At 69.5% G+C, this 13,961-nt stretch carries 3 protein-coding genes and 1 pseudogene; all 4 read right to left on the reverse strand.

The features are described 5' to 3' along the window. Positions 1–7: 7 nt before the first annotated feature. The gene (locus tag SNAS_RS37710; protein ID WP_425281048.1) at positions 8–1,270 is read right to left on the reverse strand and encodes an alpha/beta fold hydrolase; all 1,263 of its coding nucleotides are present in this window, start codon (positions 1,268–1,270) and stop codon (positions 8–10) included. A gap of 27 nt (positions 1,271–1,297) precedes the next feature. Continuing rightward, positions 1,298–3,973: pseudogene (locus SNAS_RS20385) on the reverse strand (type I polyketide synthase); the annotation flags it as partial. Then, positions 3,970–7,275: a type I polyketide synthase gene (locus SNAS_RS20390; RefSeq protein WP_013019356.1), complete on the reverse strand. Its 3,306-nt coding sequence runs from the start codon at positions 7,273–7,275 to the stop codon at positions 3,970–3,972. The pseudogene SNAS_RS20385 and the gene SNAS_RS20390, both read right to left, overlap by 4 nt. 42 nt (positions 7,276–7,317) lie before the next feature. Then, positions 7,318–13,644, reverse strand: coding sequence for a type I polyketide synthase (locus tag SNAS_RS20395; protein ID WP_013019357.1), 6,327 nt, complete (start codon positions 13,642–13,644; stop codon positions 7,318–7,320). Positions 13,645–13,961 lie beyond the last annotated feature (317 nt).

Below are 13,961 nucleotides of genomic sequence, written 5' to 3' on the forward strand. Positions count from 1 at the left end.
GTCGCACCTACGCTTTCTGGTCTCCGATTGAGTCACTCAGCCAGTTCGCCACCGTCCGGGCGCTTTCGGGCGCGTGTTCGGCGAGCATCGAGAAGTGGTCGCCCGCGACGTCCACGGCCGTGTGCTCCCATCGCACCTCGGATCGAGCGTCCTCGTTCCGCCAGCCCGGCAACCTCCCGGTGGCCCGCATCAGCAGGCTCGGCGCCTTCGGACGCGGTGTCGGGAATTCGAACGTGAGGTACTGCGCCCGGGCGGTGATCCACGCCTCGCCGTCCGATGTGGGCTGGCGCGTGTCCACTTGCTCCACCAGGAGGCGGTAGAGGGCCTTGAGGGTTTCGTTGTGGTCGATGTCGGTGACCCATTCGATGGTGTCGAGGAGGATCACGGCTTCGGGATGCTCGCCCTGGTCTTCCAGGTATTCGGCGACGAGGCTCGCCAGCCTGCCCCCTTCGGAGTGACCGAGCAGCGCGAAGCGACGCCCCGCCGCCGCCCGGGTCGCGGCATCGGCGAGCGTGGCGATCAGGTCGTCCAGCGTGGACGGTAGTGGCTCGTGCCCGGCGAAGCCGGGCAGATCGACGGCGATCACGCTCTGTCCGCCTTCGAAGGACGCGGCGAGTTTCGCGTAGTAGTACGGGCTGTACTTCCACGCGAACGACGGGAAGCACACCAGCACCGGCTCAGCGGTGCCCTTCGTCAGCGTCGTGGCGCGCGGCGGGGACGCCGAGACGCCGGAGTACTTCTCGCGGAACGCGGCCATCCGGAGGGTGAGGTCGTTGGCCTCGACGATCTGTCCGTCGGCGCACGCGCGGACGAACAGGCCCGCCAGTCCCGCGCCCGGCCCGGAAACCGGTTCGGGGACGGAGCCACCGGTATCGCCGCCGAGCCGTTCGGCCAGGTAGCGCGCCAGCGCCACCGGGGTCGGGTACTCCAGGGCGACCTCTTCCGCCAAGGTCAGACCGGTCGCGTCGACGAGTCGTTCCCGCAGTTCCACGGCCGCGAGGGAATCGAAGCCGAGCTCCTGGAAATCGTCGTCGGCCTCGACGTCCTCGGCACTGGCGTAACCCAGGGCCGCGGCGGCCTCCGTGCGCACCATGGTCAGCAGGTCCCCGGTCGTCCCGGCCTCCGGTTCGGCGGCGGGCGGGGCCGGTGCCCGTACGGCCGGGACCGGTTTCGGCGTCGCCGCGGAAACGTTGTCCCGCAACCAGAAGCGTTCGCGCTGGAACGGGTAGGTCGGCAGGTCGATGAACCGGGCTCCGGCGGCGGCGTACATCGACGGCCAGTCGACGTTGACGCCGTTCACCCAGGCTCTGGCCACACTCGACCGGAACTTGACGGCCGTGCCTTCGTCGCGCCGCAGCGTTTCCACGATCGTCGCCGTGACCTCGGCGGCCGCGGCTGTCTCACCGATGCCGTGCGACAGCACCGGGTGGGGTCCGCACTCGATGAAACCGCGATGGTCGTCGTCGAGCAGTGCCCGGACCGCCAGGTCGAAACGCACCGGTTGCCGCAGATTCGCGTACCAGTACTCCGCGTCCAGTTCGGAGGTCATCTCTCCCCGTACCGAGGAGTAGAACGGCACCCGGGGGGCCCGCGGCTCGATGTCCTTGATGGAGTTGAGGAAGAAGTCGCGGCCGGTCTCGACGTGGGGTGAGTGGGAGGCGTAGTCCATCGCGACCCGCCGGGCCCACTGGCCCTGGCTCTCGCAGTGGGCCAGCAGGTCGTCGATCGCCTCGACGTCTCCGCTCACCGTCGTGGAGCGCGGCGAGTTGTGTCCGCCGATGTACAGGCGATCCGCCCAGGGGCGCAACAGTTCCCGGGTGCGTTCCTCGTCGGCGCGCAGCACCGCGACGGCGCCCTTGCCCATGGCCTCGCGCACCGCTTCGGCGCGGCGGGTCACGAGTTTCGCGGCATCGGCGAGCGACAGGATGCCCGCGACGGTCGCCGCGGCGACCTCGCCCAGGCTGTGCCCGACCACCGCGGCGGGAGTCACACCGGCGTGTTCCCACAGCGCCGCGAGTGAGACGGTCACCGCCCACAGTGCGGGTTGCACGACGTCGCCGCGTTCGATGCTCGGCGCCCCGTCGTCGCCGCGTATCACCGAGGTCACCGTCCAGTCCACATGAGAGCTGAGGGCTTCGTCGCATTCGGCGAGTTTCGCCGTGAAGATCGGCGAGGCGCCCAGCAGACCCGCCGCCATGCCCTGCCACTGTGAACCATGGCCGGGGAAGACGAAGACCGCTTCGGTGCGCTGTTTGGCGCGGCCACGGAGCATCGCCTCACTGCGTTCCCCTTCGGCCAGCTGGCGCAGGCCGCTCAGCGCGGTCTCCCGGTCGGTCGCGAGCACCACCGCCCGGTAGTCCAGTTGACTGCGCGCGGTGGCCAGGGTGTAGCCGATGTCCACCGGCCGCAACCCGGGGTCGGCCTCGACGCGGTCGGCCAGTCGCCTCGCCTGGGCGCTCAGCGCCGCGAGGGATTTCGCCGACAGAGTCCACAGTCCAGGGTGAGGACCGGCATCGGGTTCCGGCCCTGCGGCCTCGGGGGCCTCCTCCACGATCACGTGCGCGTTGGTGCCGCTGATGCCGAAGGACGACACCCCGGCGCGCTTGGGGCGATCCGTCCTCGGCCAGGGCCGGGCCGCGGTGAGCAGTTCCACCGCGCCGGAGTTCCAGGCGATGTGCGGAGAGGGAGTGTCGACGTGCAGGGTCTTGGGGAGTCTGGCGTTGCGTATCGCCATCACCATCTTGATGAGGCCGCCCGCTCCGGCCGCGGCGGTGGAGTGGCCGATGTTCGACTTCAGCGAGCCCAGCCACACCGGGTCCTGTTCGTCACGTCCCTGGCCATAGGTGGCCAGCAGGGCACGGGCTTCGATGGGGTCACCGAGACTGGTGCCGGTGCCGTGCGCCTCGACGGCGTCGACCTCCCGTGCGGACAGCCGGGCATCGGCGAGTGCTGACCCGATGACGCGCCGCTGCGCGAGGTCGTTGGGTGCGGTGAGTCCGTTGCTGAGACCGTCCTGGTTGATCGCGGATCCCCGCACGACCGCGAGGACCCGGTGTCCCCGACGTTGCGCGTCCGACAGCCGTTCCACCACCAGCACCGCGGCGCCCTCGGCCCAGTTGGTGCCGTCGGCCGCGGCGGCGAAGGACTTGCAGCGGCCGTCCTTGGCCAAGCCGCGCTGCCGGGCGAAATCGGCGAAGGCGTCGGGGGCGGCAAGAATGCTCACCCCGCCGACGAGTGCCATGTCGCATTCACCGCCGCGCAGCGCACGCACCGCGAAGTGCATCGCGACCAGTGAGGACGAACAGGCCGTGTCCACACTGACCGCGGCTCCCTCCAGCCCCAGCGTGTAGGCCACTCGGCCGGAGGCGACTCCGCCGTTGTTGCCGCTGACCATGTATCCGCCGACCGTTTCGGGCGTCTCGGCCAGCGGGGTCTCGTAGCCCGAGTTCGTCAGGCCGGTGTACACGCCCACATTGGATCGCTTCAGCGACGCGGGGTCGATTCCGGCGCGTTCCAGCGCCTCCCAGCTGATCTCCAGCATGACGCGCTGCTGCGGGTCCATGCCCAGGGCCTCGCGTGGGGATATGCCGAAGAAGGCCGCGTCGAAATCGGTCGCGTCGTGCAGGAAACCCGCCTGGCCGACGTAGGTGGTACCCGGGGTCTTCCCCTCGGTGTCGATGAGGGAGTCGAGGTCCCAGCCGCGATCGTCCGGGAAGTCGGACAGGGCCTCGCGTTCGCCGTCGACCAGGTCCCACAGGTCCTCGGGGGTCTCCACTCCGCCCGGATAGCGGCACGCCATGCCGACGATCGCGATGGGTTCGTGGTCCCGTCGCTCGAAGTGTGCGAGTCGCTGCTGTGTCTCCGTCAGCTCGGCGGCGACCCGTTTGAGGTAATCGCGGAGTTTCCTCTCCTTCGATTCATCCATGAGTCTTCCTCTCTCCTGCGATATGACCCCCTGGAATGAGCGGTTCAGCGCTCCCCGAGTTGCCGGTCGAGCATCGCGAACATTTCCTCGTCCGAAGCCTCCTCGAAGGAATCGCCGGAGTTCGTCGCGGCCTCGCGGTCGACAGCCCACTTCGCCAGCAACGACTCCAGGCGCCCGGTCACGCGAGTGCGCCGGTCGGGATCGTCGGACGTCGCGGACAGTGCGTTGTCCAGTTCGGTCAGTAGTGCGTCGATCGGGTCGGCGTCCGCGGGTTGGGCGGCACGGATCTCCTCGGCGAGATAGTCCGCCAGCGCCCGCGAAGTCGGGTAGGTGAACGACAGGGTGATGGGCAGTTCAAGACCGGTCAATGATGCCAGACGTTCGCGGAGTTCAGCACCGCTGAGTGAGTCGAATCCCAGATCCTTGAACGGTTCGTCGGCGGTGACATCGTCCATCGTGTCATGTGCCAGCACGTCCGCGGTCTCGGTGCGGACCAGGTTGAGCAGGACCCGGTGTCGTTCGGCCTCCGGCATGACCGCGAGCCGCCCCGCCAGGTCCGGGGCCGGGGTCCCGGCGTCGGCCGGGAGGGTCGCGGTCGGGGCACCGACGGCCGGTTCGGTGTTCGCGAACGCCTCGGCCTTCGGCCAGTAACGCTTGTGCTGGAAGGCGTAGGTCGGCAGGTCCACCCGCGACGCGGCGGTGCCGTCGAACACCCGCGTCAGTTCGACGGGGGCCCCACGGGTCCAGGCCTGCGCCATGCCCGACACCAGGGTGCGTTCTTCCGGACGGGCCCCGCGCAGCAGCGGCACGAACACGGCGTCGGTCGCGGATTCGACGCCGATGCCGCTGAGCACCGCGTCTGGTCCTATCTCGACGAACATCGTGGTGCCGTTGGCGTGCAGGGTCCGCACCCCGTCGGCGAACCGCACCGGCTGGCGCACGTGCCGGACCCAGTAGTCGGCCGAGGCGACCCGAGCGCGCTCGAGGTCTCCCGTCACGTTCGACACCATTGGCAGTCTTGGCGGGTGGTATTCGATCGTGGCCGCCACCTCGGCGAAGTCGGCCAGCATGTCGTCCATGCGCGGTGAGTGGAACGCGTGGCTGACCGTCAGGTTCTTGGTCTTGCGTCCCTCGGCGTCGAACTTGGCCGCGATCATCTGTGCCGCTTCGGCATCGCCGGAGATGACCACTGACGACGGACCGTTGACCGCGGCCAGCGACACCCGCTCTTCCAGTAGCGGCGTGACCTCGGCCTCGGTGGCCTGGATCGCGACCATCGCACCGCCGCGCGGCAGCGCCTGCATCAGGCGCCCGCGTGCCGCGACCAGCGCGCACGCGTCCGGCAGTGAGAACACTCCGGCGACGTGGGCGGCGGCGAGTTCGCCGATCGAATGGCCCGCGACTGCTCCCGGACGCAGCCCCCACGACTCGGCGAGCCGGTGCAGCGCCAGTTCGACCGCGAACAGGGCGGGCTGGGTGTAGCCGGTCTGGTGGACCGCTTCGGTGTCGGCGCCGAACAGGACGTCCCGCAGGCGCCGGTCGAGGTGCGGATCCAGGGCGTCGCACACCTCGTCGAGCGTCTTGGCGAAGACCGGGTAGCGCCGGTACAGCTGTCGGCCCATGCCGGGCCGCTGACTGCCCTGTCCGGTGAACAGGAACGCCACCGAAGCCTCGGAGACGTTGCCGCGCACCAGTCCCGGGGCGTTGTCGCCATTCGCCAGCGCGGTGAGCCCGCGCCGCAGGGTTTCGCGGTCGCCACCGACCAGCACCGCGCGCCGGTCCAGCGGGGTCCGGGTCGCCGCCAGCGAATAGCCCACGCTGACGGGATCGAAGTCCTCGCCGAGGTGCGACAGCAGTTTCTCGGCCTGACCCGCCAGGGCGGCGTCGGTGCGCCCACAGACCGGCCAGACGACGGCTTCGGGTGTCACCGCGTCGTCCGGTGTGGACATGGTGTCGGTCTGCGACTCCTCCAGGATCACGTGCGCGTTGGTGCCGCTGATGCCGAAGGACGACACGCCCGCGCGGCGCGGTTCGTCGGCGACGGTCCAGTCCCGGGATTCGGTCAGCAGCGCGACCTCGCCCTGCGACCAGTCCACGTGGGTGGACGGTTCGTCGATGTGCAGCGTGGGCGGCATCGTCTTGTTTCGCATCGCCATCACGGTCTTGATGACGCCGCCGACCCCGGCGGCGGCCTGGGCGTGCCCGATGTTCGACTTCAGCGAACCCACCCACACCGGGGAGTCGGGTTCGCGGCCCTGCCCGTACACCGCCAGCAGCGCCCGGGCTTCGATCGGGTCACCCAGCGTCGTGCCAGTGCCGTGCGCCTCGACGAGCTCTACATCGGATGGCGCGAGGCGGGCGTCGTCGAGCGCGCGGCGGATCACGCGCTCCTGGGCCCGGCCGTTGGGCGCGGTGAGTCCGTTGCTGGCGCCGTCCTGGTTGATCGCCGAACCGCGTACGACCGCGAGCACCTCGTGCCCCAGCCGTCGGGCGTCCGACAACCGTTCCACGACCAGCATTCCGGCGCCCTCGGCCCAGTTGGTGCCGTCGGCGGAGTCCGCGAACGACTTGCAGCGGCCGTCCTTGGCCAGGCCACGCTGGCGGCTGAACTCGACGAACGGCGCCGGAGAGGTCACAATGTACACTCCGCCCGCCATGGCGAGGTCGCATTCACCGGCACGCAGGGCCCGCGCCGCCAGATGCAGTGCGACCAGCGACGACGAACACGCGGTGTCGACGGTGACGGCCGGTCCCTCCAAGCCGAGGGCGTAGGCGATCCGGCCGGACACGACGCTGCCGGTGTTCCCGGTGATCAGCTGTCCCTCCAGGGACTGGTCGAACTGTCCCAGGCGGTATCCGTAGTCCTGGCCGATGGACCCGGCGTACACCCCGACCTCGGTGCCCGTCAGTGTCTTCGGATCGATCCCCGCCCGTTCCAGCGATTCCCACGCCACTTCCAGCAGGATCCGCTGCTGGGGGTCCATGGTGTACGCCTCACGGGGTGAGATGCCGAAGAACCCGGCGTCGAACTCGGTGGCGCCGTCGAGGAACCCGGCCTCGGACACATAGGACGTCCCATGGGCGGACGTGTCGTCACAGAACAGCGAATCCAGGTCCCAGCCGCGATCCTCCGGGAACTCGCCGACGGCGTCGGTGCCCTGCGAAACCAGTCGCCACAGGTCTTCCGGCGATGTCACGCCGCCGGGAAACCGGCAGGCCATCCCCACGATCGCGATCGGTTCGGTGGCGCGCCGGTCCAGCTCCTGCATACGTTTTCTGGTCTGTCCCAGCTCAACCGTCGCGCGCTTGAGGTATTCGCGGAGTTTGTCTTCGGTGCTCGTCTTATCCATGGTGGTTTCTCCTGGGGACACGGAAACCGGTGGGCGATCGGGTCACGCTGTGCCCAGTTCGCGGTCGATGATCGCGAACATCTCGTCGTCCGAGGCCGACTCGACCGACTCCCTGGTGACGACCTCGTCGGTCGTCTCCGATCCGCCGCGCCACTTCCACAGCAAAGCCTCCAGTCGTTTCACCAACTGGTCGCGGGCATGTCCGTCGAGTGACAGTTTGTCGAGTCTGGCTTCCCATCGGTCCATTTCGGAAAGAACGGATTCGCTCGGATCGTCGGCTTTGACCCCGAGCTCGTTGCGCAGATGCGCGGCCAGCGCGAGCGGTGAGGGGTGGTCGAAGACCACGGTGCTGGGCAGCCGCAGCCCGCTGGCGCGGTTGAGGCGGTTGCGCAGCTCCACCGCGGTCAGCGAGTCGAATCCCATGTCGCGGAAGGCACGGTCGGCCCTGATGTCGCTCGCGCCACCGGCGCGCAGCACGCTGGCGGCATGGAACCTCACCAGGTCCAGCAGGGCCCGCTGGTTCTCCTCTTCGGAACCGGATGCCAGCCGTTCGCGCAGGCCGGTTCCCTCACCACGTCCAGCCACAGTGGATGTGGTGCGGTCCCTGACGCCGGACGGGTTACGCAGCACCGTTGGTGCGTCCGGATCGTCGCGGCGGCGTGGGTCGAGCCTGGCTGTCACCAGGCACGGGTCGTCGGCCTCAAGAGCGGCGTCGAACAACGCCAGCGCCTCGTCCGTACCCATCTCGCGCACGCCGGTGTGCGCGACCCGGCCGACGGCACGGTCGTCCAGCTTCTCGGTGAGTTCGCTGCGCAGTGACCAAAAGCCCCAGGCCATGGACACGCCGGGAAGACCGCGACGGCGCCGGTCCACCGCCAACGCGTCCAGATAGGCGTTCGCGGCCGCGTAGTTGGCCTGACCACCACTGCCGATCACCCCGGCGATCGACGAGAACAACACGAACGCGTCCAGATCCACACCGGCGGTGAGGTCATCCAGAATCGCCGCCGAGGACGCCTTGGCGGCGAACACGCCGCGCAGTCGTTCGGCGTCCAGGGCTTCGACGACGCCGTCGTCCAGGATCGCGGCGGCGTGGATCACCGAGCCAAGATTGATGCCCGACAACAGTTCCCGCACCGCTTCGCGGTCGGTCATGTCGCAGGCCGCCACGTCGGCGTGCGCGCCCAGCGCCGCCAGTTCGGCGACCAGTTCGGACGCACCGGCGGCGTCGGGGCCGCGGCGGCTCGTCAACAGCAGCTTCCGGACACCGTGGACGGTCACGAGGTGACGCGCCAGCACACCACCGAGCGTTCCGGTGCCGCCGGTGACCAGGACGGTCCGGTCGGGGTCGAATCCGCGCGGCATGGTCAGCACGAGTTTGCCGAGGTGCCCGGCCTGCCGCATCAGCTCGAACGCCTCCCGTGCCCGGGTGACCGGCCAGCTTCGCACCCGGGGCGGCGTCAGGGTGCCATCGGCCAGCAGTTCGCTGACGCGGTGGAACGCGTCGCTGACATCGGCGGGATTGTCCACACTGATGTCGAACTCCCTGTGATCGGGAATCTCCTCCAGGTACCGGACTCCGGGGTGTTTCGCGGCGACGTCGGCGGCGTCGCGCACGTCGGTCTTGCCCAGTTCGATGAAGCGGCCGCCGCGCGGCATGAGGGCAAGGGACGCGTCGGTGAACTCGCCGGTCAGCGAGTTCAGCACCACGTCGACCCCGTCGCCGCCGGTGACGTCCAGGAACTTCCGGTGGAAGTCCAGGGTGCGGGTGGAGGCGATGTGGTCGTCGTCCAAACCCAAGCGCCGCAACAGGTGCTGCTTCGGCGGGCTGGCGGTGGCGAACACTTCGGCGCCCAGATGCCGGGCGACCTGGATCGCGGCCAGCCCCACCCCGCCGGTGGCGGCGTGGATCAGGACGCGTTCGCCGGCTTTCAGTCCGGCCATGTCGGTCAGCCCGAGCCAGGCGGTCATGTACACGACCGGCACCGACGCGCCCTGCGCGAAGGTCCAGCCGTCCGGCAGCGCGACCAGGCTGTCGGAGTCGGCGACGGCGATCGGCCCCATCGCGTAGGGCATCTGGCCCATGACCCGGTCGCCGACCCGGAAGTCGGTGACGTCGGGTGCGGTTTCGACGATCGTCCCGGCGCCTTCGTGGCCGATGCCCTCGGTGTCCAGCAATCCCAGTGCCACGGCGACATCACGGAAGTTCATGCCCGCGGCGCCGATCCGGACCCGTACCTGTCCGGTGGCCAGCGGCTCCGTCGAGTACGGAGACGGCAGCACGGCGAGTCTGTCGAGCGCGCCCTTCTCGGTGACGCCGATTCGCCAGGCGTTGCCGGACGGGCGTTCCAGGACGTCGTCACCGACGGTCTCCAGGCGCCGCACGGCCACCCGGCCGCCGCGGACCCGCACTTCGGGTTCTCCGGTGGCCAGCACGGCCACCGCCGCGTCGAGGTCACTCGCCGGGTCGTCGACCTCGGCGATACCGAACCGACCCGGATGTTCGGCCTGCGCGGTGCGCACCAGTCCCGCGACCGCGGCGGCGGTCGGTGAGTCGTCCCGCAGCGCGAAAACCATGGTGGCGTCGGCGAAGCGCTCCTGTGACAGCCAGGACTGGACCAGCGTGAGCACGTGCGTCAACGTCGGGAGCGGCGCGGCGTCGCCGACCGGGACGATCACGCCCTCGACGGTGCCGGACGGCAGGCCGGAGCCCTCGGTGAGCACCGGCCAGTCAGCGGTGTCCGCGGTGTCACTGGTGTCCGCTGGTGTCCAGGCGACGCGGTACAGGTCGCCGCGTGGCGTCCGGACCGGTCGTGACGTGAGCACCTCCACGCGAGCCACCGGACTGCCGGAGCCGTCGGTGAGCGTGACGCTCCTCGTGTCGGTCCCGGTCGGTTTCACGTGGACGCGCAGCGAAGTGGCCCCGGTACGTCGTATGTCCACTCCCGACCAGCTGAACGGCAGGCTGGGCGGGGCGTCACGATCGGCGCCGATGAAGACGGTTTGCAGGGCGGCGTCGAAGGCGCCCGGGTGCAGGCCGAACCGGCCGGTCGTCGCGTGGTGGTCGGCGGGCAGTTCCACCTCGCCGAACAGTTCCTCGCCCCGGCGCCAGGCCCCGGTCAAACCCTGGAACGTGGGCCCGTACTCGTAGCCGCGCGCGGCCAGGTCGTCGTAGAAGCCGTTGAGGCTCACCGGTTCCGCACCCGGAGGCGGCCACTGCGCCACAGCGGCGTCGATCGGCTCGCCCGCGGGTGCCACCACGCCTTCGGCGTGGCAGGTCCATTCCGCGTCCGGCCCTGGGCGACAGTGGACGGTGGCGGGGCGTCGCCCCTCGTCGTCCGGCCCGCCGATCGACACCTGGAGGTCGACCCCGACCTCATCCAGGTACAACGGGGTGTGGAGGGTCAGATCCTCCACCCGGGGGCAGGCGACCGTGGTGCCCGCGTGGTTCACCAGGTCGACCACCGCCACGCCCGGGAACAGCGGGTGTCCGTTCAGCGCGTGGTCGGCGAGCCAGCCGTGGGTTCGCAGCGACACCCGGCCGGTCAGCACCAGTTCATCCGAAGTGGCCAGCCGGACGGCCGCTCCCAGCAGTCCGTGCTCGACCGGTTCCAGTCCCGCGGCGGCGACGTCACCGGCCGCGGCCGCCGGTTCCAGCCAGTAGCGGTCACCCTGGAACGGGTAGGTGGGCAGTTCCACGACGGATGCGTTGCCGCGGTTGGCCGTCCAGTCCACGTCGACGCCGTTGACGTACGCCTCGGCCAGCGACGTGACGAACCGGGATGCGCCGCCGTCGTCGCGTCGCAGCGACCCGGTGGTCACGACGTCGACACCGGCGTGCTCGCCGGTCTCCAGGACACTGCCGGTCAGCACCGGATGCGCGCTGGCCTCGACGAAGACGCCGTATCCGGCTTCGGTCAGCGACCGCACCACCGGTTCGAACCGGACGGTCTGGCGCAGGTTCCGGAACCAGTAGTCGGCGTCCAGTTCCTCGCCCGTGACGCGTTCACCGGAAACGGTGGACCACATCGGCACCCGGCACGGCCGTGGGCGCAGCCCGGCCAGCATCGGCGCCAGTTCCTCGCGGATCGCCTCCACTCGCGCCGAATGCGAGGGATAGTCGACCGGGATCCGGCGCGCCCGTATCTCTTCGGCCTCGCACGAGGCCAGCAGTGTCTCCAGTGCCGCGTCCGGGCCCGACACGACCGTCGACGTCGGGCCGTTCATCGCGGCCACGCTGACGTCAAGGTCGGCGAACCGTTCCCGCACCGTTTCCACCGGCAACCCGACCGAGACCATGCCGCCACCGCCCGCCAGCCGACGGCCGATCAGCCCGGCCCGCAACGCGACGACCTTCGCACCGTCGGCCAGCGACAGTGCTCCAGCCACGACAGCGGCGGCGATCTCGCCCTGGGAATGGCCGACGACCGCGGCCGGTTCGACGCCGAAGGAGCGCCACAGTCTCGCCAGCGACACCATCACGGCCCAGGTCGCGGGCTGCACCACGTCGACCGGCGCGGTGTCCACGCGTTTCAGGGCGTCCCAAAGGTTCCAGTCGACGACCGGCTTCAGCGCCCCGGCGCACTCGTTCATCGCGTCGGCGAAGACGTCGAACCGTTCCGCCAGTTCGAGTCCCATCCCGGCCCACTGGGTGCCCTGGCCGGGGAACACGAAGACCGGGCCGGGGCCGGAGGCGGCGCGGCCCTCCACCAGGTTCTCGGCTTCCTCGCCCTGGGACAGGGATCGCAGTGCGGCCAAAGCACTCTGGCGGTCGGCGGCGGTCACCACGGCGCGGTGGTCGAAGGCGGTGCGGGTGGCCGCCAGCGAGTATCCGATGTCCGCGTCCGAGGCTTCCGGAGCCTGGTCGATGTGCGCGGCCAGGCGTTCGGCCTGCTCCCGAAGCGCGGACGCGGAGCGTCCCGACAGCGGCCAGGTCACGGGCCCAGGCTCCACGACCGTTGGTACGGCCGGGTTCTCGGACGGCGGGGCCTGCTCCAGGATCACGTGCGCGTTGGTGCCGCTGATGCCGAACGACGACACCGCCGCACGGCGCGCACGCCCCTGGTCCGTCCATTCGCGAGCGGCGGTCAGCAGCGACACGGCGCCGGATTCCCAGTCCACGTGGGAGGTCGGTTCGTCGATGTGCAGGGTTTTCGGCATCTTCGCGTGCCGGATGGCCTGAACCATCTTGATGACGCCGCCCATCCCGGCGGCGGCCTGGGCGTGGCCGATGTTCGACTTCAGTGAACCCAGGTAGACCGGCTCCGAGGCGTCGCGCCCCTGGCCGTAGGTGGCCAGGATCGCCTGCGCCTCGATCGGATCGCCCAGCTTGGTGCCGGTGCCGTGCGCCTCGACCAGGTCGACGTCGGCACAGGTCAGCCGGGCGTCGGCCAGCGCACGCTGGATCACCTGTTCCTGGGCTTCGTCGTTCGGGGCGGACAGGCCGTTGCTGGCGCCGTCCTGGTTCATCGCCGAGCCGCGCACGACGGCGAGCACCTTGTGGCCCAGCCGTTTCGCGTCCGACAACCGCTCCAACACCAGTACACCGGCACCCTCGGCCCAGCCGGTTCCGTCGGCGCTCTCGGCGAACGCGCGGCACCGTCCGTCCGGTGACAGCGCGCGCTGCCTGCTGAACTCCGCGTACAGAAGCGGCGACGACATGATGGTCACGCCGCCCGCCAGCGCCAGCTCGCATTCCCCGGCACGCAGTGACCGGGCGGCCAGATGTAGGGCCACAAGGGAGGACGAACACGCGGTGTCGATGCTGACGGCGGGCCCGCGCAGACCGAGGGTGTAGGCGATCCGACCCGACAACACGCTGTTGGCACTGCCGATGGAGGCGTAGACGGACAGGTCGGTGTCGGCGGCTTCGACGAGGTTGGCGTAGTCCTGCTGAATCGCGCCGGTGAAGACGCCGACCTCGGTGTCCTTCAGCGTCGCCGGGTCGATGCCGGTGCGTTCCAGTGCCTCCCAGGACACTTCGAGCATGACGCGGTGCTGCGGGTCCATGGCCAGTGCCTCGCGTGGCGAGATGCCGAAGAACTCGGCGTCGAATTCCGCTGCGTGATCGAGGAATCCTCCCCGCTTCACATAGGAGCTTCCCGGTCGTTCCCCGGTGGGGTCGTAGATGCCCTCGACATCCCAGCCGCGGTCCGCCGGGAACTCGGTGACGGCGTCCTCCTCGCCATCCACAAGCCGCCAGAGATCCTCTATGGATTTCACGCCGCCGGGAAACCGGCACGAGATACCCACGATCGCTATCGGCTCAACGGATGCCTGCTCCAGGTCCTGAAGTCGCTGCCGCGTTTTTCGCAGGTCAGACGTGACCCGCTTCAGGTAGTCACGGAGCTTTTCCTCACCAGCCGACATCTAGAGATCTCTCAGGATTCACTCACACACAAGATGAACGGAGCCACACTAGCGATGGTGCATCAGGATGTAAAGAGACATGAGTCTCCTGGTTCGCGACGGGGTTCGCCACGATCCACAATTCGTCCACACATCCATTTCACTCGATGCACTGACCTGCGGGAGACCTTTGTAGAGATATACGCTGTGCTCCCGGAACACTTGGAATGAACAGAAAGTAATTGCCGGACACCAACCGTCCATCGACAGATTGAAACTGATACTGTGTGCGGCACTTACGCCCTGAATCCCCACTCCGGGCGAACAGGCATGTACTC

Source organism: Stackebrandtia nassauensis DSM 44728, from assembly GCF_000024545.1.
Lineage (GTDB): Bacteria > Actinomycetota > Actinomycetes > Mycobacteriales > Micromonosporaceae > Stackebrandtia > Stackebrandtia nassauensis.